Annotated in this window: 20 protein-coding genes; 9 read left to right on the forward strand and 11 right to left on the reverse strand. The window is 61.4% G+C overall.

Features of this window, described 5'->3' with window-relative positions; genetic code table 11:
• From DFR46_RS14115 to DFR46_RS14130, 4 genes are read left to right on the forward strand one after another with little or no spacing between them, the layout of a single operon-like run.
• Entirely contained in the window at positions 1-1,497 is a 1,497-nt protein-coding gene (locus DFR46_RS14115) for a carotenoid oxygenase family protein (protein ID WP_116237022.1), read from the forward strand.
• Between the two features lies 1 nt (position 1,498).
• Entirely contained in the window at positions 1,499-3,193 is a 1,695-nt protein-coding gene (locus DFR46_RS14120) for a class I adenylate-forming enzyme family protein (RefSeq protein WP_116237023.1), read from the forward strand.
• Position 3,194: 1 nt separating this feature from the next.
• Positions 3,195-4,424 (forward strand): acetyl-CoA acetyltransferase, encoded by a 1,230-nt coding sequence (locus tag DFR46_RS14125; RefSeq protein ID WP_116237024.1) that lies wholly within the window; start codon positions 3,195-3,197, stop codon positions 4,422-4,424.
• Positions 4,425-4,428: 4 nt separating this feature from the next.
• Positions 4,429-5,589 (forward strand): acetyl-CoA C-acyltransferase, encoded by a 1,161-nt coding sequence (locus tag DFR46_RS14130; protein WP_116237025.1) that lies wholly within the window; start codon positions 4,429-4,431, stop codon positions 5,587-5,589.
• Positions 5,590-5,812: 223 nt separating this feature from the next.
• Here DFR46_RS14130 and DFR46_RS14135 read toward each other — a convergent pair whose 3' ends face one another.
• Together DFR46_RS14135 and DFR46_RS14140 are read right to left on the reverse strand one after the other, a co-directional pair.
• On the reverse strand, positions 5,813-6,919 hold the full coding sequence (locus DFR46_RS14135) for an acetate/propionate family kinase (protein WP_116237026.1): 1,107 nt from the start codon (positions 6,917-6,919) through the stop codon (positions 5,813-5,815).
• Positions 6,916-7,815 (reverse strand): bifunctional enoyl-CoA hydratase/phosphate acetyltransferase, encoded by a 900-nt coding sequence (locus DFR46_RS14140; RefSeq protein ID WP_116237027.1) that lies wholly within the window; start codon positions 7,813-7,815, stop codon positions 6,916-6,918. Before DFR46_RS14140 ends, DFR46_RS14135 begins: the two co-directional genes overlap by 4 nt.
• Before the next feature lie 115 nt (positions 7,816-7,930).
• Between DFR46_RS14140 and DFR46_RS14145 the strand changes: the two genes are divergently transcribed.
• Positions 7,931-9,442, forward strand: coding sequence for a bifunctional aminoglycoside phosphotransferase/ATP-binding protein (locus tag DFR46_RS14145; protein ID WP_162843485.1), 1,512 nt, complete (start codon positions 7,931-7,933; stop codon positions 9,440-9,442).
• Between the two features lie 19 nt (positions 9,443-9,461).
• Here the strand turns inward: DFR46_RS14145 and DFR46_RS14150 are convergent, their stop codons facing one another.
• The 9 genes from DFR46_RS14150 to DFR46_RS14190 all read right to left on the reverse strand — a co-directional run bounded on the left by DFR46_RS14150 (position 9,462) and on the right by DFR46_RS14190 (position 21,412).
• Positions 9,462-10,664 (reverse strand): efflux RND transporter periplasmic adaptor subunit, encoded by a 1,203-nt coding sequence (locus DFR46_RS14150; protein WP_116237029.1) that lies wholly within the window; start codon positions 10,662-10,664, stop codon positions 9,462-9,464.
• Entirely contained in the window at positions 10,664-13,027 is a 2,364-nt protein-coding gene (locus DFR46_RS14155) for an ABC transporter permease (RefSeq protein WP_116237030.1), read from the reverse strand. Before DFR46_RS14155 ends, DFR46_RS14150 begins: the two co-directional genes overlap by 1 nt.
• Positions 13,024-13,764 carry an ABC transporter ATP-binding protein gene (locus DFR46_RS14160; RefSeq protein WP_245953869.1) on the reverse strand — a complete coding sequence of 247 codons (741 nt, stop codon included), beginning with the start codon at positions 13,762-13,764 and terminating at the stop codon, positions 13,024-13,026. The genes DFR46_RS14155 and DFR46_RS14160 overlap by 4 nt, the downstream gene beginning before the upstream one ends.
• Before the next feature lie 475 nt (positions 13,765-14,239).
• Positions 14,240-15,670: an efflux transporter outer membrane subunit gene (locus tag DFR46_RS14165; RefSeq protein ID WP_245953870.1), complete on the reverse strand. Its 1,431-nt coding sequence runs from the start codon at positions 15,668-15,670 to the stop codon at positions 14,240-14,242.
• 4 nt (positions 15,671-15,674) lie between these two features.
• Positions 15,675-16,775 (reverse strand): ABC transporter permease, encoded by a 1,101-nt coding sequence (locus DFR46_RS14170; protein ID WP_116237032.1) that lies wholly within the window; start codon positions 16,773-16,775, stop codon positions 15,675-15,677.
• Positions 16,775-17,917 (reverse strand): ABC transporter permease, encoded by a 1,143-nt coding sequence (locus DFR46_RS14175; RefSeq protein ID WP_116237033.1) that lies wholly within the window; start codon positions 17,915-17,917, stop codon positions 16,775-16,777. The genes DFR46_RS14170 and DFR46_RS14175 overlap by 1 nt, the downstream gene beginning before the upstream one ends.
• The gene (locus DFR46_RS14180; protein ID WP_116237034.1) at positions 17,914-19,650 is read right to left on the reverse strand and encodes an ATP-binding cassette domain-containing protein; all 1,737 of its coding nucleotides are present in this window, start codon (positions 19,648-19,650) and stop codon (positions 17,914-17,916) included. The genes DFR46_RS14175 and DFR46_RS14180 overlap by 4 nt, the downstream gene beginning before the upstream one ends.
• 5 nt (positions 19,651-19,655) lie before the next feature.
• Complete coding sequence (locus DFR46_RS14185) at positions 19,656-20,663, reverse strand: HlyD family secretion protein (protein WP_116237035.1); 1,008 nt, start codon at positions 20,661-20,663, stop codon at positions 19,656-19,658.
• Positions 20,660-21,412 (reverse strand): CerR family C-terminal domain-containing protein, encoded by a 753-nt coding sequence (locus DFR46_RS14190; protein WP_211306438.1) that lies wholly within the window; start codon positions 21,410-21,412, stop codon positions 20,660-20,662. The genes DFR46_RS14185 and DFR46_RS14190 overlap by 4 nt, the downstream gene beginning before the upstream one ends.
• A 110-nt stretch (positions 21,413-21,522) precedes the next feature.
• On the opposite strand from DFR46_RS14190, the gene DFR46_RS14195 reads away from it, so the two are divergent.
• The 4 genes from DFR46_RS14195 (at position 21,523) to DFR46_RS14210 (ending at position 25,182) form a co-directional block, all read left to right on the forward strand.
• Positions 21,523-22,254 (forward strand): cytochrome b/b6 domain-containing protein, encoded by a 732-nt coding sequence (locus tag DFR46_RS14195; RefSeq protein ID WP_245953871.1) that lies wholly within the window; start codon positions 21,523-21,525, stop codon positions 22,252-22,254.
• A gap of 177 nt (positions 22,255-22,431) precedes the next feature.
• Entirely contained in the window at positions 22,432-23,301 is an 870-nt protein-coding gene (locus DFR46_RS14200; RefSeq protein WP_245953872.1) for an LOG family protein, read from the forward strand.
• 46 nt (positions 23,302-23,347) lie between these two features.
• Positions 23,348-23,767, forward strand: coding sequence for a hypothetical protein (locus tag DFR46_RS14205; protein ID WP_245953873.1), 420 nt, complete (start codon positions 23,348-23,350; stop codon positions 23,765-23,767).
• Positions 23,764-25,182 (forward strand): MBL fold metallo-hydrolase RNA specificity domain-containing protein, encoded by a 1,419-nt coding sequence (locus DFR46_RS14210; RefSeq protein ID WP_116237037.1) that lies wholly within the window; start codon positions 23,764-23,766, stop codon positions 25,180-25,182. The genes DFR46_RS14205 and DFR46_RS14210 overlap by 4 nt, the downstream gene beginning before the upstream one ends.
• Positions 25,183-25,226 lie beyond the last annotated feature (44 nt).

Here is a 25,226-nt window from a genome sequence, read left to right on the forward strand (position 1 = left end):
ATGCCTTCAGAACTGGTGGAAACGATCAAGTCGACGATTCAGTCCAATGATCACCCCTATATGCAGGGAGCCTGGCGGCCGACCTACAATGAATGGAACGCGACTTTTGCCGATGGCGACACGGAAGTGATCGGCACGATTCCCGATGATATTGACGGGGTCTATGTCCGCACGGGCGAAAACCAGATTCACGAACCGATCGGCCGCTATCACCCGTTCGACGGCGATGGGTTCATCCATTCGATTGCGTTCAAGGACGGTAAGGCGAGTTATCGCAGCCGCTTCGTACGGACCAAAGGGTTCGAGGCGGAAAAGGAGGTCGGGCATTCATTATGGGCCGGGCTCATGGAGCCGCCGCACAAATCGATCCGGCCGGGCTGGGGCGCGCAGGAATGGCTGAAGGACAGTTCCTCGACCGATGTTATTGTCCATGCGGGCAAGATCCTTTCCACCTTCTACCAGTGCGGCGAGGGGTATCGGCTCGACCCCTTCACGATGGAGCAGCACGGGACTGAAGCTTGGGTACCCGTCGACGGCATATCGGCGCATACCAAGGTCGACGAGGCGACGGGCGAGCTGATGTTTTTCAACTATTCCAAACACGCGCCCTACATGCATTACGGCGTCGTCGGTCCGGACAATAAGCTGAAGCACTATGTTCCGATTCCCCTGCCGGGGCCGCGCCTGCCGCACGATATGTGCTTCACGGAAAATTATTCGATCCTGAACGATATGCCGCTGTTCTGGAACGAGGAGCTGCTCGAGCGCAACGTGCACGCGGTGGAGTTCCACCCCGATATGCCGACCCGTTTCGCAATCATCCCGCGCTATGGCCAGCCGGAGGACATCCGCTGGTTCGAGGCCGACCCCACCTACACGCTGCACTGGATCAACGCCTATGAGGAAGGCGACGAGATTATCATGGACGGCTATTTCCAGGAAGAGCCGCAGCCGAAATCCTATCCCGACGCGCCCGAAGGCCTGGAGCGGATGATGGCCTATCTTTCGCAGGGGTTGATGAAGCCCAAGCTCCACCGGTGGCGCTTCGATCTCAAGACCGGGAAAACGAGGGAGGAGCGGCTTGACGATCGCATCCTGGAATTCGGCATGTTCAACCAGAAATATGCCGGGCGGAAATACCGCTATGCCTATAGCGCGATTCCGGAACCCTATTGGTTCCTGTTCAAGGGTCTTGTGAAACATGATCTGGATACAGGTGAAAGCTGGTCATACGAACTCGGCGAGGGCCGCTATGCCAGCGAAAGTCCCTTCGTTCCCCGGATCGGCGCCAAGGATGAGGATGACGGCTATCTTGTCTCCTATGTCGCGGATGTTAACGCCGACACGTCGGAATGTGTGCTGATAGACGCGAAAAACATGGAAGCTGGGCCGGTCTGCCGGATCATCCTGCCGGAACGGATTTGTTCGGGAACCCACTCTACCTGGGCCAATGGCAGCGATATCGGCATGGGCGAAAACAGCGTTCTGGCTGCCTGACATGATCGCTGCAGATGCGAAAAAACGCAGACGGTATCGCGAACAGGGCTGGTGGGGCGACGATACGCTCGCCGACCTGTTCCTGATCAATGCTGCGGCTTATCCTGATCGGCTGGCGCTGGTCGATGCTCCCAATCGCGCCGATTTCGCTTTTGGCGACCCGCAGCGGCTGACCTATACACAGATGCTGGCCGAGGTTGAGCGCCTTGCTGGGGCGCTTCTGGCTGCGGGTATCTGCAAGGACGATGTGATCATGGTCCAGCTGCCGAACATCAGCGAGTTCGTGAACCTGTATTTTGCCGCCGCCATGATCGGTGCAGTGATCAGTCCTGCTGCCGTCCAGTATCGCAGCCATGAGCTGTCCGGCATGTGCAGGATCGTCAAACCCAGAGCTTTTGTTTGCGGCACGCGGTTCAAGGGCGGCGATCATCTTGGCACAGCGCAAGCCGTGCTCGGCGACGATTGCCGGCTCATGACCTTCGGCCCGGATGCACCGGGAGACGCTTTCGATCTTTCGCAAGCGACGGGCAATCCGGAGGCGCTTGCCGCATATCGCGCAGCCAATCCGGTGGATGCCGACGATATCTTCACCATTTGCTGGACGTCCGGCACGACGGGAGTGCCCAAGGGCGTTCCGCGCAGCCACAATCACTGGGTGGCGATCGCCCCGGGAACCTATGGCCCGTCAGGATTGCGCGAAGGCGATGTGATGCTCAATCCCTTCCCGCTGATCAACATGGCCAGCATCGGCGGGGTAACGATGAGCTGGCTGCGCATCGCCGGCACGATGGTGTTGCACCATCCTTTCGATCCGCAGGTCTATCTTGCCCAGATTGCGTCGGAACGGCCGCAGTTCACGATAGCGCCGCCGGCTGTCCTCAATATGCTTCTGCAGGATGAGACCCTGCTCGAACAGGTCGATCTTTCGAGCATCAGGACGATCGGATCCGGGTCCGCACCGCTCGCGCCCGCGATGGTCAAGGGTTTTCAGGACAGGTTCGGCATCATAGTGGTGAACCTGTTCGGATCGAACGAGGGCATGTCGCTGGTCACCGGCCCCGAGGCGGTGCCCGATCCCATCGAGCGGGCGAGCTATTTCCCGCGCGAGATGGTGCTCCAACCCTATCATGGCGGCGAGGCAATGCCGATCGCGCGAACCCGTCTCGTGCCCCCGGACGGCGGCGAGGAGATCACCGTGGAAGGGGTGTCGGGCGAATTGCATATTCATGGCCCCACCGTGTTCGAAGGCTATCAGGCTGCGCCTGAACAGACGGCACAGGCCTTTACCGATGACGGCTTCTACAAGACCGGCGACCTGTTCGAGATTGCGGGGGGCGGACGTTTCTACCATTTCGTCGGGCGCTGCAAGGATGTGATCATCCGTGGCGGCGTGAACATCTCGCCGGAGGAAATCGACCAGTTGTTGGGCGGGCACCCCCTATTGGCCGAAGCCGGGGCCTTTGCATTGCCCGATTCGGTGATGGGCGAGCGGGTCGGCCTGGCCTATGTGCCGCGGGAAGATTGCGATCTGACACTGGGACAGGTGACGGACTTCCTCCGCGAAAAGGATCTGGCGGTGTTCAAATTGCCCGAGCGGTTGTTCCGCTTCGATGCGTTGCCGCGCAACGTCACCAACAAAGTGATGCGCAGCGAAGTGCGCGAGCGGGCAATCGCCATGCTGGAAGGAGAGAGTTGAGATGACGAGCGAAGTGTTTGTGCTGGGCGGCGCGCAGAGCGATTTCGCCCGCAATGTGGAACGCGAAGGTGGCGACATGTTCTCGCTGTTCCGCGACGTCGCCGCGGCGGCTTTCGAAGCGACCGGCATCGAACCGCGCGAGGTCGAGACCGCGCATGTCGGCAATTTCGTGGGCGAGCTGTTTACGGGACAGGGGCAGCTCGGCGGCTTTTTCGGGCACGTTCACCCCGATCTCGCCGGAATTCCGGCATCGCGGCACGAAGCGGCCTGCGCCTCGGGCAGTATCGCCTTGCTGGCAGCAAGCGCAGAGATCGAAGCGGAGCGCTATGGCATGGCGCTGGTGCTGGGGATCGAACTGATGCGCAATGTTCCGGGGCAGCGCGCGGCAGAGCATCTCGGCGCGGCTGCCTGGGTCGGACAGGAAGCGAACGAAGCCCGCTATATGTGGCCCTGGATGTTCTCCAAGGTCGAAGAGGAATATGAGGAGCGCCATGGGCTCGACCGGGCCTATCTGAAGGCCATTTCCGAAAACAATTTCGCGAACGGCAAACGCAACCCCAATTCGCAGACCCGGGGCTGGCAGATCACTGCGGATCACCTGGCGGACAATGACGAATGGAATCCGCGGATCGAGGGCCGGCTGCACAAATCGGATTGCGGACAGGTCACCGATGGTGCTGCAGCGATCTTCCTGGCCTCTCGCGCCGTTGCCGAGGCCTATGCGAAACGCCGGGACATCGATCTGGCGAGCATTCCCCGGATCAAGGGTTGGGGGCACTCGACCGCGCCGCTACTGTATCAGCGTAAAGTCAACGATAGCGCAGGGCAGCCCTATGTCTTTCCGTTCGTCCGAAAAGCGATGAGCGACGCGCTGCACCGGGCCGAGATGGCGGACGTCTATGGCTGTGACGGGGTGGAGGTGCATGATTGCTTCTCGATCACCGAATATATGGCGATCGACCATTTCGGCATTACGCCGCCGGGCGAAAGCTGGCGCGCGATCGAGGACGGAACGATTGCGCTGGGCGGCAAGCTGCCGGTCAATCCATCCGGTGGTCTGATTGGATCGGGCCATCCCGTGGGCGCGACCGGGGTGCGGATGATGCTCGACAGCTGGCGTCAGGTGACCGGCAATGCGGGCGATTACCAGGTCGAAGGCGCCCGGAACTTTGCCACATTCAATGTCGGGGGCAGCGCGACAACCTCGGTCAGCTTCGTAGTAGGTGTCTGACGGAATGGCCGCGGCCTATCTCTATGATGCGGTGCGCACCCCGCGCGGCAAGGCGAAACCCGAGGGCGGTCTTGCGGCGCTGAGCCCGCAGGAATTGGTGAAGCAGCAGGCCGCTGCTCTTGCGGAACGGTGCGGTGATGGCGCGCGCAATCCGGATGCGCTGTTTCTGGGTTGTGTCGGGCAAGTCGCGGATCAGGGCGGGCACATTGCGCTGGTTTCCAAACTCCATGCAGGATTGCCGGATAATATGGCGGCCATTTCGCTCAACAATTACTGCACTTCGGGCCTCACTGCGATTGGTCAGGCTGCAGCAATGGTTGCAAGCGGCCAATCCGATACGGTGCTTGCCGGCGGCGTCGAATGCATGAGCCGCGTGCCGTTTATGGGCGATAAGGCTAACTATTATAGCGACCCGAGCCTGTCGCTTCGCGCTCGCTATATTCCGGTCGTGCTCGCAGCCGACCGGCTCGCCAATGCGGAGGGCATCAGCCGGGATGAACTGGACGCCGCGGCGCTCGCTTCGCAGCAAAAGGCTGTAGCGGCGGAACAGAATCCCACCCTGCAACGCTCGCGTATCGCAACGGGCGGCCTGGCCGTGGAAGAATGCATCAGGCCGAAAACCGATGCGGCCTTTCTCGCCGCCATCGCGCCCGGTTTCGGGGCCTTGCAGGATCAATATGCCGAAGCGCTCGGCGGCGCGCGTTTCGTACCGCTTCATACCATTGCCCATGCACCGCCGGTTTGCGACGGGGCGGCGCTCGCGCTGGTCGGCAGTCAGGATCGGGACAGCGCCCCGCGTGCAAGGATACTCTCCTTCGCCGAGTGCGGCGGCGATCCCGCGGCGTCTCTGACGGCAGGCTTCGCCGCGATGGACAGGGCGCTGGAAAAGGCCGGCCTTACGCTCGGCGATATGGACCGGATTGAATTCATGGAGGCGTTTGGCGTCACCATCGCCAAGTTTCTGCGCGACAGGGATGTCGATCCTTCCCGGGTCAATGTCGGCGGCGGCCATATCGCCAAGGGGCATCCATTGGGAGCCAGCGGCGCCATCCTGACATCCTCGCTGCTCGACAGCCTCGACGCCGCCGATGGCACTTTGGGGCTGGTTGTTATGAGCGGTGCTGCGGGCGTCGGCACCGCCATGATTGTCGAACGGATGAACTGAGAAGACCCCGGTGCCTTGCGGCTGCGCCAATCCATGGGAAAGCAGCCGATAATGAGACAGCGAGGCGAGACTCAGTCTGTTCCATTTCTCCGTTATCGCTTTTCACCCGAGACTCTGTTTCAGGCAGCGGCGTTCCCAGCGAAGCAGGTCTTGCGCGCCGGTAATATCCTATTCCCGTTGGCAGCGTGACGCGCGCGTTACGCGGTCAGAGTCGTGTTTCCCGTTAATGATCCATCACGAGGAGGCGTGCGGTGGCCGTGGCGATCACGCCTTCTTCGTCCGTCGCGATCGCCAGCGGCGGCGGGATGGCGAGCCAGGCGAGACGGGCAGCCACCGCCTCTCTGATTTCCGCTGCATTCTCTCCGATCCCGCCGGTGAAGACGAGCGCATCAAGCCCACCCAGCGATACCGCCAGCGAGCCGACGGCGCGCGCGCAGCGATCCACGAAATAGTCGACCGCGAACCGCGCCTCGGGCGCGTCGCTTGCCAGCAGGTCGCGCATGTCGCCGCTGATCCCTGACAGGCCGAGGAGGCCGGATTTCTCGTAGAGTAACCGGTGGACGGCATCGATATCCATGCCGCGGTCGGACAGGAGGTGCAGCACGAGCCCCGGATCGATGCTGCCGGAACGGGTGCCCATAGGCAGACCTTCGAGCGCGGTAAAACCCATCGTCGTCGCGACGCTGCGCCCGTCGAGAAGCGCCGCCATCGAGCAGCCATGGCCGAGATGGGCGACAACCACCCGGTGGGCGTCGGGGCCAAGCAGCGCGGGCAGGCGCGGCGCGATCGAGGCGTAGGACAGGCCGTGAAAACCGTAGGCGATCATGCCCTGGTCGGCATAGTCGCGCGGCAGGGCATAGCGTTCGGCGATCATGGATTGCGTACGGTGAAAGGCGGTGTCGAAGGCGGCGATCTGGGGGATATCAGGATAGGCGGTGGCGACGGCTTCGATCCCGGCCAGATTGTGCGGCTGGTGCTGCGGCGCCAGCGGCGTTAGCGCTTCAAGTTCGGCGATCACCGCGCCGTCGATCCGGACGGGCGTATCGAACCGGGCGCCGCCATGGACGACGCGGTGCCCGGCCCCGACGATCCGGACATTGCCGGGCGCCAGATCGTCGAGCGTTTCGAGCAGCCATCCGATCAGTGCCGCGTGCCCATCATGAGGGGAACCGAAGGGCCGGGAGGTATTGCCGATTGCGAGGCTGGGATCGTCGCCGATCCTTTCTATCTGCCCGGCAAGTAACGGCGCTTCGCCAGGGTCGGCTGCATTGTACAGCGCGAATTTGACGCTCGAGGATCCAGCGTTGAGGATGAGCAGCGCGTCCGTCAAGGCCGTGCCCGCTCCGCGACCAGTTTTGCGAGCGCCGCCGATATCTCTCGCTCCTCCACGCCGTCGGCGCGGCTGGTGAGGATAATCGGCACCTGCGCGCCGAGCGCGATGCCGAATGCGTCGGCCCCGCCCAGATAATCGAGCTGCTTGGCGAGCATGTTTCCGGCCACCAGATCGGGCACGACAAGAATATCGGCGACGCCGGCGACGCCGGATTTGAGGTTTTTCGCCTCGACGGCTTCCGGAGACACGGCAATGTCGAAGGCGAGGGGCCCGTCCAGCATGCCACCGCTTATTTGCTCCCGATCCGCCATCTTGCACAACGCCGCGGCGTCGATGGTCGAGGGTAGCCGCGGATTGACCTCTTCGGTCGCCGAGAGGATCGCGACCTTCGGCGTTTCGATCCCTATCGCCCGCGCGATGTCGATCGCATTCTGGACGATGTCGCGCTTGGCGAGCAGGTCCGGCATCACGTTGATCGCCGCATCTGTGATCAGTAGCGGCTTCGCATAGGCGGGTGTCCGCATGACGAAGACATGGCTGATCCGGCGTTCGGTACGGATGCCAGAGTCGCGGGCGATGACCTCGGCCAGCATTTCGTCCGTGTGCAGCGCGCCCTTCATCAGTGCGCCGGCTTCACCCTCATGGACGAGCTGTACCGCTCGGGCCGCCGCAGCGTGGCTGTGCGGTACATCGACGACCCTGTGGGTGCCGACATCCAGCCCGACCGCCTCTATCTTGGCGCGCGGTCCGACCAGTATCGGCGCGATGAGACCCGCCTCAGCGGCGGCGAGCGCTCCGCCCAGCGAGCGACGATCGACGGGATGGACGACGGCAGTGGGTAGCGGGACGCCCTGGGCCGCGCGATCCATGATCTGGTCGAAAAACTGGGTCATATCGTGTGCATGCCTCGCCTGCAGCAGTGCGGCATTGATCTGGCGCAAGGACCCGGGCCGGGCTTGCATCCATATATTGGCCTTTGGTGACGCTTTAAGGTCGAGGATATCCGTTGTGACAGAGATATCGGGTTCCAGCGAAGCCGCCGAGCGGCATCAGGCTGGTACTGTTGCTTTCCTGGCTTCGCCCTCGACCCATGGCGGCCAGGCCGTCACGGCGGTCGAAACGCATATATCCCGGCTGTTCCTGACCCCCGACCGTGTTTTCAAGCTGAAGCGCGCGGTTGCGCTTCCGTTTCTGGATTACTCGACGGTCGCGTCGCGCGAACAGGCCTGCCGGGCCGAATTTGCGATCAATCGCTGCGTTGCGCCGACGCTCTATATCGGGGTGCGGCCGATCAGCCGAAGCCCAGCGGGTCTGGCTTTCGGCACGGACGGTGAGATCGTCGACTGGGTCGTCGAAATGCGCCGCTTTGCCGAACGCGACCAGTTCGACCTGCTTGTGGCGGACGGCCGGTTGACCGACGCGCTGGTCGACACGCTCGCCGACACCGTCGCGGCCGCACATGTCGGTGCGGATCGCGTGACGAGGCATGACGGCTCGGCGCGCTTCGCCTCCATTGAGCATGATCTGATCGACACGACCCGGCCGCTGCTCAGGTCGCGGATCAATCTCGCCGATCTCGCTGCCTGGCGGCGCTGGATGAACGGGATGCTGGAGCGGTTCGCGCCGCTGCTCGATGCGCGCGGACGGCACGGCTTCGTCCGCACCTGTCACGGCGATCTCCATCTCGCCAATATCTGCCTGTGGGACGGCAAACCAGTGCCGTTCGACGCCATCGAATTCGATCCCGAACTGACCGAAATCGACATAATGTACGATCTCGCCTTTCTCCTCATGGATCTCGAACATGCCGGTGCTGGCGATGCGGCAAACCGCTTGCTCAATCGCTATCTGTCGGTCACCCGGGACTATCGCGGGGCGGCGCTCCTGCCGATGTTCAAATCCTGTCGTGCGGTCGTCAAGGCGCTGGTGGCGGCGATGAAGGGTATTCCGGCAACCTCTTATCTCGATCTCGCCCGCGCTTATGGCGACCGGACGGAAACCCCCCGGCTGATCGCGGTGGGAGGGCGATCCGGAACCGGCAAATCGACTGTCGCTGCGGCGCTCGCGGTGCCGATCCACGCGGTGGTCATTTCATCCGACATGGTTCGCAAGCGATTGTTCGGCGTCCCGCCCGAACAGCCGCTGCCGGAATCCGCCTATGCGCGTGATGTTTCGGAGCGCGTCTACCGGCGATTGGGGATCGATGTAAGGCGCGCGCTGGCGGGCGGCAGCACGGTCATTGCCGATGCGACCTTCCTCGAGAGCGCTGAGCGCGATGCGATCGCGCGGGTGGCGGAGCGATGCGGCACGGCCTTTACGGGGCTCTGGCTCGAAGCGCCGACCGATATTCGGGCTGGTCGCGTGGCGGCGCGGGGTCCCAATCCCTCGGATGCCACCATATCCGTCGTGCAGGCCCAGGTGCATACGGATACCGGATCCGTCGGTTGGGTACGGGTCGATGCCAAGCGGAATCGTGCTGACCTCATCCAGATCGTTCGGGAGCGCACTGGAATTAGCTGACCCGCCCGCCCGACGCCGGTCAATTGCGGTTCGTGATCCGGCGTCCGTCGGCGACCCGATTGCCTGGGTTGACGATAACCTCTTCGTCTTCGTCGAGTCCGCCGAGAACCTCGGCATGCTCGTCATTTATATGGCCGATCTCGACCGGCCGTTCGACGGCGCGTCCGCCCGATACGACATAGACGTGCCAGTCGGCCCCACTGCGAAAAATCGCCCCGATCGGAACCCGCAGCGCATCCTCGCGGCTCCAAACGGTGATCGTTGCGTCGACCTGATAGCCATGGCCGAGCCGTGCGATGCTCTCCAGCGGTTCGTTGAAATCGATGATGACATTGACGCGCTGCTCCTCAATGCCGAGTGCGGAGATCTTGAGTTCGCCGAACGGTTCGATCCGGCGGATCCGCCCGGCCAGCACCTCCTCCCCGCCCCAGCGGGTGATTGCGACGGGCGCGCCGGGCCGGACGCGCACCGCTTCGCGCGACAGGAGGTCGACGACGATTTCGATCTGCTCGGGATCGCCGATCTCGACAAGGGGCGTCCCCTCGGCGACGACGCCTTCGCTTTCATGCAGTATACGCAATATCGTTCCGCTGGTTGGAGAGCGGACGGCGACCGGGCCGCTGCCCGTCGGTGTGCCGGTTGCCGGCTCGTTCAGCGAGGCGCGGATACGGCCGACTTCAGAGCGGTTCTGCTCGACATTCGCCCGGGCAGCCGCGAGCGCCGCGCCGCGCGCAGCGGCTTCGGTGCGGGCGGCATCGAGCCGCGATTGCGGCAGGAAACCACGCTCGGCGAGAGCCTCGGCGCGCGCCAGTTCGCGCCGGGCAAGGTCGAGCGAGGCGATTGCGCTCTGAGTCCGTGCCCGGGCGCTGCGTTCGGCTGCGCGAGCAGCGGCGAGTGCGTTTTGTAGCTCGCGCCGTGACCGCGTATCGAGCGGGGTCGATGGCCGGCCCGCCATCCGCGCGATGATAGTCTCACGCGCTACGACCCGATCGCCGGGCTCGATCTCGATCCGTGTGACATAGCCGCTGACCGGGGCCGAGACGATATAGGCATCGTGGACGCGCGTTACGCCGTCGTCGGTTATGCCCACAGTCATCGGACCGCGGGTCACCTCCCCGGTGTCGACGGGAACGGCTTCGGGCCAGAAGCTGTAGCCGAGGCCTAGGATGAACAGGGCGGCGATCAGGATGGCCCACCGCCAGCGTTTGAGTTTTTCGAGCATCAGTCTCGCGCCTTCAATACACGTACCATATCCAGTCTTGCCACCCGCCGGGCGACGATCAGCGCCGTCAGGGCGGCAGCGACGAGGACCACGACGATCGAGAAGCCGTAGGTGCCTCGCGTCGGCGCGAAGGGCAGCCGGAACAGATCCGAACTGAATGCCGCGGCGAGACTCTGACCGAGCGCGTAACCGGTCAGGCAGCCGACCGGCACGGCCAGCGCGACGAGCAGTGCGATCTGGCCGAGCAGGATCAAGCCGACCTCCTGCTTGTGATAGCCGAGAACCCGGAGCGTCGCGAGTTCGCGCGCGCGTTCAGAGAAGATGATCCGCGCGCTGTTGTATACGACGCCGATAACGATCGCCGAGGCGAAGGCGATATAGAAGCCGATCATCGTGATCATATTGTCGTCGATCATTTCACGGAACTTGTCCAGCGTCGCTCGGCGTTCGGTCACGCCCAGAACGATCGGCATCTCGCGCAGTTCGTCGAGAATGTCCTCCCGCGCCGCCGGATCGATCCGTAGCAGTGCCGACCCGACCGGTGAATTGTCACGTGTCAGCCGCTCCAGGGTTACGCTGTCGGCATAGGCGCGCGAGCCGATATATTCGCTGATCGTCGTCACGACCGGAATCTGCGTCCGTATCCGCCGCCCTTCGAGCATATCGACCTCGACCCGGTCTCCGGCCCGGATATCGAGCTTCGCCGCGAGCTGCCCGCTCAGCATCAGCCCGGCTGGCGGCAAGGGGATTTCGCGGCCCGATGCATCGATACGCGACCAGAGCCGGGTGTTGCTCGACGCGCTCTCGATGGCGACGCGCTCGGAACGATGGCCGTTGCGCAGCCGCGCGGAGGCCGCCCGCGTCGCTTCGACCCGCAACACGCCCGGAATGCTTGCCAGATTGTGCAGCACTTCCTCGTTTCCCGCTTCGATAAGCGCCACGGTCAGGTCCTGATTCTGTGCCCGGAAGAAATTGGCCTCGAGCATCTCGTTGGTGCCGTCGAGGAACTGCATCGTGCTGAACAGCAGGCCGAGCGAGAGGGCGACGCCGAACACCGTGATACCGGACCGCACCGGCCAGCGCCCGATATGGCGGACGATCATGTGGCCGATGCTCGTGAATCCGGCCTTCTGCCCCACGCGTTCGAGGAAGCCGGTCTTGTAGATCGGTGGCTGCGGGGGAGCCATGGCGATCGCCGGGGTCAGTCCGATCACGGTCCTGACGCCGCCCATCGCGCCGAGCACGGCCGACCCTGCGGCGAGCAGCGCCGCGATCGCGAAGATGCTCGGCGAGATGCGGTAGTAGAGAAAGGGAAATCGGTAATATTCTGTGTAGAGGGCGGTCATGCCGCGTCCCATCCAGGCACCTGCCGCCCAACCGATCAGTATGCCGAGTGCGGAAATCGCCAGGGCGAACTTCAGATAATGCCAGGCGATCGCTCCGTCGGTATAGCCGAACGCCTTGAGCAGGCCGATCTGTTCGCGCTCGGTGCTGATCAGTCGGCCGAGCACGATATAGACGAGGAAGGTCGAGACGATCAGGAACACCGGTGGAATCGTGGTCGTCATCACATCGAGCTGCATCAGCTCATTGTCGACGAAAGCGTTGGACGGGTGGTCGTCCCGTCCATAGGCACCGGTCCCGCCGAACGGCGCGAGGATCACGTCGAGTCGGCGGATGACTTCAGCTTCGGATGCTCCGCGTTCCAGCGTCATCGAGATGAAGTTGATCGCTTCGGTCCGGTTGGTCGCCGCTTCGAGCGCCCGTTCGCCCATCCAGAAGATACCGAACCGGCTTTCGTCGGGAATGAGCTCGCCCGGTGCGATCGCGTAGATATAGTCGGGCGCGAGGCCGATGCCGACCACCGTTAGCCGTTCGCGAGTACCGTAGATCAGCGCGTCGATCTCGTCGCCCGGCGCGAAGCCGTTGGCGTCCGCAAAGGCCTCGTCGATCACAATCTCGCCGGCGGCGCTGCTGCGCGGCCCGCGGCCCGCGACGAGGGTCAGCCGGTTGAGGTCGGTCTCTCCGCCTTCGCCAACCGAGTTGATCACGGTACGGATCGATTCGACGCGGCCCGGAATGTCGAGCGTCGCATATTGGATGATCCGGCCTTCGGCGTGCCTGACACCCTCTATCGTCTCGATCCGCCCGACGATGCTCCTGGGTGCGCGTGTCATTCCCGAAAACACGTCGGCGAAATGGTTGCGCTCATAATAGATGTCGCGCGTCTCCATCAGCGAGCGATAGACGCCGAGCGACATGACGAAAGTGGCGGTTGCGGCGCCAACGACCAGCGCGATGGCGAGCGCTTGACCACGAATCCGCCAGAGATCTCGTAGCAGCTTGAGATCCAGCGCTTTCACCAGCTTATCTCGGACGGTGCGATGCGCGTCTCGTTCACCTCGATCGACGCGATCCGGCCGTCGAGAAAATTGAACACCCGGTCCGCCATCCCGGCGATTCCGGCATTATGGGTGATGATGATCAGCGTCGCGCCAAGCTCCGCATTGGCATTGGCGAGCGTCTCGAGAACTTTGATCCCGGTCTTGCTGTCGAGCGCTCCGGTCGGTTCGTCACAGAACAAGACGTGCGGTCGCTTGGCGATTGCGCGTGCGACGGCGACACGCTGTTGTTCGCCGCCCGAAAGTTGAGCCGGGAAATGCGCTCGACGGTCGCCGAGCCCGACCAGCTCCAGCGCTTCGGCGGCGGGCATCGGGTCGGTCGCAATATCGGTCACCAGCCGGACATTCTCTTCGGCCGTCAGGCTCGGAATGAGGTTGTAGAACTGGAAGATGAAGCCGACATGGGCGCGGCGAAACCGCGTCAGGGCGTGATCGTTCAGGGCCGTCAGTTCGGTATCCTCATACCAGAGCTGTCCGGCTGTAGGTCGGTCGAGCGCGCCGACGATGTTGAGCAGGGTCGATTTGCCGCTTCCCGACGGGCCGAGCAGCACGAGTACCTCGCCGGCACCGATTTCGAGGTCGACGCCGCGCAGAGCATGGACTTGCGTTTCGCCCATGTCATAGGTCTTGCGCAGACCGGTGGCCCGAAAGGCCGGCTGCGCTGTCGATCGATCTCTGTTCGTCGTCGTTTCCGCCACCCTATCCTGACCAGAACCGTTCCTGATGGCGGGAGGCTAACGGATTTATCGCCGGATACTTTGATTCAGCGCAAGTAGAGCAGCGAAATCCCAGTGTCGTGCTGCTCTGGGGCGCGGTATGGCTGATCGTGCGAAATATGAATGCAGGAGGCTGCGGGGTGGTGCGCGACGCAGTCCGGAGCGAACCGGTCTCGCGTGCAATTTTCCCTGTTCTATGGGAATTTACAGGGAAAATAGGCAATTTCGCCCGAAACTTGAGCATTGGTGACCAATATTAGCCCCTCATTTCTGCGCCCTTCACCCGCAAATTCCCTAAGATAAAGAACAGCGAATTTATTTGAGGGAGCAGGGAATTCTATCGGCCGATCAGGGATCGCCGGAGCGATATCGAACCATCGCATTTCAAGAATGGAATGCCGTGTCTGAAATCCGTAAACGCTGACTTTCGTTCGACAGCATCTTCGATTTCTTCAAATTAATGTATCAGTGTTCGCTGGCTTTCCGGGTCAGAGATCCATCCACCCCCAAGCGATTTGTAAAGAGTGATTGCCGATCTGGCGCGATCACCGCGCACGCGTTCCAGACGAATTCCGGCTTCGGCCAATGCCCTGCGGGCGGCGGCAAGCACAAGCGCGTCATCTTCGCCCGCCTGATGCCTTTGCTCGGCGAAGCGAAAGACCGATTGTTGCCGATCGTATGCATGCATCGCTTCCTCCTCGGCCTCTCCCATCCGAAGAAACCGGTTGATGGACCCCTCGCTGTCGGACAGCGCCCCGATAACGGCAGCCTCATAGCGTGCCGCTGCCGCTTCTGCCCGTGCGTCGGCACCACGGATTTGCGCGCGGATACGGCCGCCCGAAAAGATCGGCCACGAGAAGCTGGGGCCGATCGACAGGCGGGTGCTGCCGCCCGACAGGAGATCCCCAGTATTGCGCGCCTGCTGGCCAAGCGAACCGAACAGTGAAAAGCGGGGGAAGAGATCGGCGGTGGCCACGCCAATATCGGCCGTCGCGGCAGCGAGTTCACGTTCGGCGCGGCGGATATCGGGGCGGCGCGTCATAAGTTCGGAGCGCAGGCCCGCCAGTATCTGTTCCGGGCTTTCGGGAACTGGGCCGGGACGGAGAAGGTCCGGTACGATCGCTTCGGGTGACGATCCGATCAGCGTGGCGATGCGATAGGCAGCAGCCGCTACGCGGCCTTCAGCCTCGGGGACGGCTTGTGCGCTCACCCGCGCCATATAGGTCGCCTGGTCCCATTCAAGACGCGAACTCTCACCTCCTTGGAAACGCTGGCCGGTCAGATCGGCGCGCACAGTTTCGGCTTGAGCAACATTGGCAAGGCTCTCTTGTTCGGCCTGGGCGACGCGCAGATCGACATAGGCACGCGCGACTTCGCCGATCAACGTGACGAGCACGCCGCGGCGCGCTTCGAGAGCGGCCTCGGCGCGTGCTTGTGCTCCCTCGATCTGGCGCGTGTGACGGCCCCAGAAATCGATTTCCCAGCTGGCATCGAAACCGAGATCGAACAGGCTGAAATCGCGTGCGAAACCGGGAATTTCGCCGACTGGGAATTGGCCGTTCTCGCTGACCACGTTTTCGCTCACCGCGCCACTCGCCTCGGTTTGTGGCAGCCGTCCGCCAAGTGCCGCATCGCGGTTTGCTCGCGCTTCGGCGAGCCGCGCCTCAGCCTCGCGCAATTGCGGGCTGTCGGCGATCGCCATCTCGACGAGCCGCGAGAGCATAGGGTCGTTAAAATTGTCCCACCATTGCTGATCAACGGAACCAAGTATAGCGGGCTCCATCCAATCGCTCCCGACCTGCAATTCCGGACGCTCGTAATCGGGGCCGACAGTGCACGCCGGCGCGATCGCCAAGATCGTCAGGATGAAAGAAGATCGAAACCGCATTATGCTACTCCATTCGGGCGCGAAACAGCCAAGCCGACGTAGCGAGCGTGACGCAGCCGATGATCACGATAGGCCAGAGTTGCGCGAGCACCGCGCCAACGGGCATCGCCTTGAGAAAAAGGCCGTGCGAGATGACGAGAAAATACTGCGCAGGATTGACGAGATTGGCGATCTGCAACCAACCGGGCATATTTTCGACTGGCGAAGAAAAGCCTGACAGCATGACGACCGGTACAGTCGCGAGAAACGAGCCGAGAAACGCCTGCTGTTGGGTCTGGGAGATGGATGAAACCAGCATGCCGACACCGATCAGCGCGAGCATGTAGACGGTTAGCGCGAAAAAGAAGAGCGCGACTGAGCCGGTAAATGGCACGCCGAAGATGAGCCGGGCGGCGAGTAGATAAATGATGCCGTTGATCAGTCCGACGATCAGCGGAGGAATCATCTTGCCGATCAATATCTCATGCGTGCGCAGCGGCGAGACCATCAGCTGGTCGAACGTCCCCAGTTCGCGTTCTCGCGAAACGCTTTGCGCGGTCACCGACAGCCCCGTTACCGAGACGATAAGGACGAGCAGACCGGGAAGATTGAACCAGACGAAATCGAGACTGGGGTTGAACCAGTTGGTGACCACGCTGCCTCCGGGCGGAGCGCGCGAAAGTGGGCCGATATCGGCCCCGACACTTGTGGCTATGTCCTGGAGATAGCTGGCGACGATCTGGGCGGCGTTCGATCGCCTGCCGTCGAGCACCACGCCGATTGTCGCGGGCTGTCCGGATTCGACCCTGCGATCGAAATCCGCTTCGATGACGATCGCCGCGATCACTTCTTGCCGGTCGATCGCTGCACGCAGTTCGCCGGGCGACTGCAATCGCTTGATAGTCCGGAAATTGGGACTTCCCGCAAGGCGTGAGGCGAACTCGCTGCTATGAACGCCGGCGCTCATATCGAGCAGTCCTACATCGATATTGTCGACCTCGAGCGTCGCCGCATAGCTGAAGATCAGCAGCTGGATAAGCGGCGGGATGAACAGAGTAATCCGGCTGCGCGGATCGCGGATCAGCGCCCATATCTCCTTGATCGTGATCGCGCGCAGCCGGCCCATCAGTCGAGACTCCGCCGGGTCGCGCGAAAGGATAGCGCAAAGAATGCCACGCCGAAACCGAGCATGATCACGATGTTGGGTAGAAACAGGCTCCAGATATCGCCGGCGACGAACACCGTCTGGAGCGGTGGGATCAGATAGCGGGCAGGCACGATATAGGTCAGCATCTGGATCGGCCAAGGCATCGACGATATCTCGAATAGGAAGCCCGAAAGCAGGAATGCCGGGAGAAACCCGGTCAACAAGGCGATCTGGCTGGCGACAAATTGATTCTTTGTTGCGGCGGAAATGAACAATCCGAGTCCGAGCGCGGGAAGCAGAAAAGCCGAGGATATTGCAAGCAGCGCGAGAATCGACCCTCGAAACGGCACGCCGAACACGGTGATGCCGAGAACCGTGCACAGCGCCATCGAACCCAGACCCAGAACGAAATAAGGCACGATCTTGCTGGCGATAAATTCGGCCATGCTGACCGGTGTCGCCATCAGCGCCTCCATCGTCCCTCGCTCCCATTCGCGCGCGACGACGAGCGAAGTAAGCAGCGTTCCGATCATCGTCATTACGATCGCGATTGAGCCGGGGACGAGAAAATAGCGACTCTTGAGTTCGGGGTTGAACCAATAGCGTGTCGCCAGCGAGATCGGCGGAGCCTGCGCGCGGCCGCTCTCCAGATTCTCAGCAGCGGCCCAATTGGCGCGCACGCCTTCGGCATAGCCAGCGGCGAAATTCGCGGTGTTCGGCTGAGAGCCGTCGGTGATGATCTGAATCACCGGCCTCTCGCCTCGCTGGACTGCTGCGCCGAAATCGGACGGGATGACGACCATCGCTCGCAAGTCTCCCGCGACCATCCGGTCGCGGACGACCGCGACGCTGCGGGCCATGTCGACATCGAAATAATCACTATTCTGATAGGCTTGGGCAAGCGACAGGGCGGGCGCGCTGTCGTCTTCAAGCACGAGGCCGATACGGATGCGGCTGGCATCGAGCGAGACGCCATAGCCGAAGATGAACAATAGGATCAGCGGCAATACAAAAGCGATAAGGAAGGTCGACGGGTCGCGGACGATCTGCACCGATTCCTTGACGACCAGCGCCGACACGCGGCGTAGGTCGAAACGTAAAAAGGTCGGCGGTCTCGTCATGCCGCGCTCCGCAGTTCATCTTGCTCGACGCGCTCGGACGCCTGGATCAGCGCGATAAAGGCGTCCTCCATCGTCGGGTCGTCGAGATCGGCCAGGTCCGCCGCTTTGGCCTTGAGATCGTCGGGCGATCCGGTAGCGATCTGTTCGGCGCGATAGATCAGGGTGATCTCGTCGCAATATTCGGCCTCTTCCATGAAATGCGTGGTGACGAGCACGGTCACGCCCCTTTCGACGAGGCCGTTGATGTGCACCCAGAATTCGCGGCGCATGACCGGATCGACGCCCGACGTGGGTTCGTCGAGGAAGAGTACGGGCGGCTGATGCATCACGGCACAGGCCAGCGCCAGCCGCTGTTTAAAGCCCAGTGGCAGCGTTCCGGCGTTGACCGAGAGACGATCTCCAAGCTCGAAAATATCGACGACATTGTCGATGGCGCTACGCGCCGAGGTGCGGTTCAATCCGTACGCGCCGGCAAAAAAATCGAGATTCTGGCGGACGCTCAGATCGCCATAGAGCGAAAATTTCTGTGCCATATAGCCGAGCGCCGCGCGGGCATCCGACGCCGCCGATCGCAAATCATGACCGACAACTGCACCATCGCCCTCGGTCGGAGTGAGTAAGCCGCACAGCATCTTGAAAGTCGTCGACTTGCCTGCACCATTGGGCCCGAGCAATCCGAATATCCGGCCCGCGGGCACCTCGAAGGTGATGTCATGCGCAGCGGTGAAATCGCCAAATTTTTTTGTAAGCCCGCGCGCCTCGATGGCTGGCCGGTCGCCGGGCGGTACTTGGCGGTAGCGCTCGGCGAGCGCGCTTGTTCCTTGCGGTCCGCCGCCAAGGATTTCGATAAAGCCATCCTCAAAACGCGGCGCCGCAGGATCTATTTCAACGCTGGACGCGAGACCGAGAGCGTCCAATGTCGGTCGCGGCGAAAAAGGAGCCATCAGGACCCGCACGGCGCGTCCCTGGATCGTCCCGTCGATTATGTCGTCGCGGTCGAGCAAACGGGTCAGCAGCCGCCGACGGCGCTCCTCGAAATCGGATATGCGAAAGACCCGCTCGCGTACACCACCGGTCAGTTCGCCGGGCTTGCCCGAGAACAACAGCTCGCCTTCGCCGAGCAGGAATACCGTGTCGCAACTTTCTGCTTCGTCGAGATAGGCCGTCGACCAGAGAACGCCGATGCCCTCGCCAGTCAGCTCTTTGACCATCGACCAGAGTTCGCGGCGCGAGATCGGATCGACGCCGACGCTCGGCTCGTCTAGCAACAAAAGCCGCGGCGTTTTGACGAGCGCGCAAGCCAAGCCGAGCTTCTGTTTCATCCCTCCCGAGAGATTGCCGGCGAGACGATCCCCGAAACGCTTGAGGTCGGTAAAATCGAGCAGTTGATCGAAAACTGCCGCTTGCTCGTCTTTCGGCAACCCACGCAGTTCGGCATAAAGGCGGAGATTCTGAATTACGGACAGATCCTCGTAGAGCCCAAAGCGCTGCGGCATATAACCCAGGTCGTCGAGAAATTCGCCGGGCTGGCCGCCGAATACGTCGACTTCGCCAGCATCGGCTTTCATCAGGCCAGCTAATATCCTGATGAGCGTTGTTTTGCCGGAACCATCGGGTCCGACCAATCCTGTGATCTCTCCCGGAACGATGGTGATCGACGCGCCGTCGAGCGAGGGTTTACCGTCACCGAACCGTTTGACGATGTCCCGGGCCTGGGCGACATGATCAGCCATGGCGCTCAGTTCTCGCGCGATGTTCGGGCGGCAGGAAGGCGGATCGTTACTGGCTGGCCTTGGCGGAGCGCCTCGTCGGGATCTTCGACAATGATTCGCAGCCGATAAACGAGATCGGTACGAAGGCTTTCAGTTTCTACCGATCGCGGTGTAAACTCCGCGCGCGGCGAAATGTAACCGATAGTCCCGCGATAGGTCTTGGGATTGCCGTCGGCGCTGACCTCGACCGCCATGCCCGGCCCGATCCGCCAAAGATCGGGTTCGGCGATATAGGCGCGCACTCGCATCGGCCGGTCGATGCTAAGTGTCAGCACCGTTTCGCCCGGCTGGATGATCGCACCGGGTTCCTGCGCGCGTGTCACGACGGTGCCAGAATTCGCGGCTCGTAGGACGGTATCATCGGCATCGATGGAGATGCTGTCGCGGGCCGCTCGTGCCGCCCGGAGCCGCGCTTGAGCCGCATCAATATCTTCGCGTCTGGTGCCTTCGCGGAGCAACGAAAGCGCCTGCTGCGCTTCGGCTAGCTGTGCGTCGGTGCGGTGTAATTCGGCGACCGTCTGATCCCATAGATCGCGACTGATTGCCCCTGTTTCGACGAGGCCTTCTCGCCGTGCATAGTCGCGGTGCGCATTTTCGCGCATCGCTTGTGCGGCCGACACGCGCGCTCGCGCTTGTCCAATATCCTGTGCCCGATTGCCGGTGCGGAGCCGAGTGAGCTGTGCCTCTGCTTCGGCGGTGCGGGCATTGGCCTCGGCAACGCGGCTCATTATCGGACGCGTGTCCAGCCTGGCGAGCAGTTCATTCTCTTCCACGCGTTCGCCTTCCTCAACGCTGATTTCGTCAATTCGGCCACCCACACGGAAAGCAAGATCGACCTCGCGGATATCGACATTGCCGTAAAGCGTCAGAGGGGCTCTCTCGTTGTCGCCGAATAGACCGAAACCTCTTGTTACAACGACGACGATAACTACAGCCGCAGCTATAGCGAGCAGGATCACTCGCCTTTTGGTCATGACGGCACCTCTTCTTCGGTTAGTATGCGTAGCGCATGGACGCGCAGCCGTTTGCGAAGTCTTTGGCAGACATCATCGTCGAGCGTTTCGTAACCAAGGACGCGATGCACCGCCGCCCGGCCTGCGCGAAGGGTCAGTGCATGGCCATGCAGAAAAATGGAAGTGGCGCGCGCTTCGAAATCATCGAGATCTGGACGGGCGCGTTTTACCAAAGCGACTAGAGTTTCTGTTACGTCACGCATCGCGCCAAGATAAAGTCGTTCAAATGCCTCGGTCGGCTGTTGTTGCTCGCGAATTATGAAGCGCGCCCAAGGCTCCGAAGCGGGACTCAGCATCATTGTTGCCATTCCATCAAGAAGAAGAAGTATCGTCTCAACAGCCTGGTTGCGCGGGGCAGCTGCATGTTCGCGTGCATTGGCGAGAATGGGTCCCAAGCCTTCACTCAGGCTCTCGGCAATATGGTCGGCAGCCGCCAGATAGAGGCCCTTCTTGCCCCCATAATGATAAGTAATCGACGACATGGCGGTCCCGGAAGCGGACGCGATCGCCCGCGTACTTGCTCCGTCAAAGCCGGATTTGCCAAAATGATCAATGGCGGTTAAGAGGAGTTGTTGCGTCATAGTTCGTTCGAACGAACATACGCAGTTTTGCGGAGGTGTAAAGTGCGACTTGCGCCGTTGGCGTATCAAACAGATGCCCGATTCAGTTATTGCAATGACATAATCGACATGGGCAGGTTCAGCTTTCACACCTCTCTTTTTTTGGATGTCGCATCCTTCGAAATCGCTACGGCCTAACCCGTATGGATACCGATCGGTGTGGTGATAATTTCCGCTACTGGCTCATGTTGGAGGAACACATGGAATCCCAATCCCATCAAATTATGTTGAGTGACAGCATTCGCGTTTGGGATCTCCCGCTTAGGCTCTTCCACTGGTTGTTAGTTATCGCGATAGCCGTTGCCTTTCTGTCGTCCGAAGAAGGCAGCCCGCTTTCCGAATGGCACATTGCTTCGGGCTGGGTGGTCGCGGTTCTGATTGTCTTTCGACTGATATGGGGGTTCATTGGTGGTGAGCATTCCCGTTTCGCCGATTTCGTCAAACCTTCTGCCATAGGCCACCACGTCAAAGATCTGTTCCGCGCGCGCTCCAAACCGAGCCTCGGCCACAATGCGCTGGGCGCGGTGAGCGCTCTCCTTCTGCTCGCGTTGATAGCGGCGACGGTCTGGACCGGCATAATGATGGCCGAAGGCGGCGGCGAGGATATCCACGAATTGATCGCATACGTATTGCTTGCCCTCGTCGCAGTTCACATTCTTGCCGTCATCGTGATGTCATTCCTCACGCGAGACAATCTGGTGCGCGCGATGATTATCGGCCGCAAGCGCGCCGAACGTCATCCCGAAGCTCGCGAAGCTCGGCGGCCAACGCTCTTTGCTTATCTTCTCGGTGCTCTCGCCATAGCCGGAACGATCTATGCGATCGTCGCATATGATCCGGCGGCATTTGAGCTCCGCTCAGCCGACTCCTTCGAGCACCAAGACCGCGATTATGGAGCAGGCGAGCATGAAACGGATGCCGAAGATGATTAGCCGATTTCGCGCAGGGCAGGGCAGCCTCAATGGGTCCCGTTCAGCGAATTCCGATCGCCTTGGTCGGCCAACTCCCGTCGATATCGGGAGCTGACATGGAGATCGATAGGCCACGTCGGTGCTCTACTTGGTCGAGGCGCGTTCTCGGGTGGACGAGTTAGCAATAGAGGTCGAATCGTGAGTAAGCAGATGAAAATGTCTTCGGAAAGCCGGTCGCGGTCGACTCCAACCCGGGTACAAAGTCGCGCCTATCGACCGGCCTCCGAGGATCTCGAATTCCTCGCGATGGATGATCTGCGGCCCCTCCGTCTGCAGCTGGAACTGCTGAAACCGGAATGGTACTTGCGACAAGAAGAGATTCGCTCAACCATTGTGGTGTTCGGGAGTGCACGGATTCTGCCGCCGGATACGGCGCGAAGGCAGGTCTTAGAGCTTGAAAGAGCGGTTCGCGGGAAGCCAAGCGATCCGCAGCTGCAATCGAAACTCGCGCGGGCCCGTAAACGGCAGACTTACTCGCGCTACTATGAGGAAGCCCGGCGATTCTCGGCATTCGTCTCACACCGCTTCCAAGAGATAGATCGGAGGGATTTCGTCGTCGTAACCGGCGGCGGACCGGGCATCATGGAAGCCGCTAACAGGGGTGCCCGTGAGGCCGACGCTCGAAGCATCGGATTTAACATCACCTTGCCGCATGAGCAGGAACCAAACCCGTTCGTCAGCCCGGAACTTAGCTTTCAATTCCGATATTTCGCGATCCGCAAGATGCACTTTCTGTTGCGCGCGAAGGCCTTGGTTGCGTTTCCGGGCGGGTACGGAACGATGGATGAGCTCTTCGAGGTTTTAACCCTGATCCAAACCAAAAAAATCGCGCCCATGCCTGTCGTTCTGATTGGCCGGGACTTCTGGACTCGTGCAATCGATTTCGACTTTCTCGTCGAGGACGCAGTCGTCGACCCTGATGACATCGCTCTGTTTCAAATCGTCGATCGCGCCGACGAGGCGATTCAGATCGTCCATGATTTTTATGGCGGGAGGCCGCCGGAATGAAAACTTCCACATCGAATATTGTGAACCGGATAACAGAGGAGCCACGATGATGCCGACACGTGCGGACGGAAAGTTCTGGGTCCGGTCGGCGGGCATCGTCGGCGTCCTATTCGGACTTTTGACGATCCGGGAGGGTGGCGGCGTCTTGTTCTGGAGCGAGACGGCAAGGCTCGCGGCCGGCCAGTATGTGTCCTTCGTCGTCTGGTTCAATTTTCTGGCGGGCTTTGCCTACCTTATTGCCGGCTTTGGCCTTTGGTTTCGGCGACGTTGGGCGGCGAGGCTCGCATTCGCCATTGCGGCGGCGACGCTGGCCGTCTTCGTCGCGTTCGGCGTCCATATCGCTCTCGGCGGCGGTTATGAGACGCGCACGATCATCGCAATGAGCCTGCGGAGCACCGTGTGGACCGCCATCGTTTTGATCGCGTACCGGTTCCTGCGGAAGGCCAGCGGGCGGGACGGCTCGTGAAAATCACCTTCCATGGGGCGGCGCAGGAGGTCACCGGTTCCTGCACGATGATCGAGACTGAGCAACTGCGCTTTCTGGTCGATTGTGGAATGTTCCAAGGGGGTCGAGAGGCGGCGGACCGCAACCGGGAGTCCTTCGCGTTTGATCCTAGCACGATAAGCTTCGTGCTTCTGACCCATGCGCACATCGATCATAGCGGTCTTCTGCCCAAGCTTTGGCGGGAGGGTTTCCGGGGACCGGTCTACTCCACACCCGCGACCGCGGACCTTCTTGAAATCATGCTGCGCGATAGTGCGCATATCCAGGAGTCCGATGCCGAACGGGCGAAACGGTACCGAAATCGCGACCGCGTCGCGGCCGAGCCGATATACGTCATGGAGGATGCCGAGGCTATTTTGGGCCAACTCCACCCCGTCCATTATGACGAGTATTTCAGTCCACATGACAATGTGCGCGTTCGGTTGCGCGATGCCGGTCACATTCTCGGCTCGGCCATCGTGGAGATATGGGTCAAGGAGGGTGCCGATGAGCGCAAGCTGGTGTTCTCTGGGGATCTCGGCCAGCCGGGCCGGCCGATCCTGCGCGATCCATTCTTGATCAACGACGCCGATATTCTGCTAGTCGAATCTACCTATGGTGACCGGCACCACAAGAATCATGCTGATACGATCGACGAGTTCGTGACCGTGGTGAACGAGACGCTACAGTCCAAGAAAGGAAATGTCATCGTTCCGGCTTTTGCGGTCGGCCGGACACAAGAACTGATCTACTATTTGCATTGTTTAGCCCGACAGGGCCGGTTCGGGCATCTTGATATCTTTGTCGATTCGCCGATGGCGACGGCCGTTACCGAACTGACGATGCGGCACCTTGAGCTCTTCGATGCGCAGGCTCAAACTCTGGCTGCATGGCATGCGTCAGGTACCGGAATTCCGAATCTCAGATTTGTTGGGAGCGTCGATGAATCGCGCGCGCTGAACACGATTAGTTCTGGCGCGATAATTATCGCTGCAAGCGGCATGTGCACTGCCGGACGTATCAAGCACCACTTGTTGCACAACCTGGGTGGCCGCAGGAATGCGGTCCTGATCACGGGATATCAAGCCCAGGGCACGCTTGGACGCCGGCTTGTGGAGGGCGCTGAGCAGGTTCGCATTTTTGGAAAGGAGGTACAGGTGCGCGCCAGTATCCACACTCTAGGCGGGTTCTCCGCGCATGCGGACCAAGCGGCGCTCCTAAAATGGCTTGGCGCATTCGAAAATCCGCCGTTGCAAACCTTTGTGATGCATGGCGAGCCCCGGTCATCCGCCGCTCTGGCAAATGAAATAACGCGCCAGTTGGGATGGCGCGCCCAAATTCCGAAGAAGAGAGAGACGATCATAATCCCCCCAGGTGAAGCGGAAGACCGCCCGTAATGACAAGGGTAGAGTCTTTTCGCATCGGGGCAGTCTCTTGCAAC

Source organism: Parasphingopyxis lamellibrachiae (assembly GCF_003385775.1).
Lineage (GTDB): Bacteria > Pseudomonadota > Alphaproteobacteria > Sphingomonadales > Sphingomonadaceae > Parasphingopyxis > Parasphingopyxis lamellibrachiae.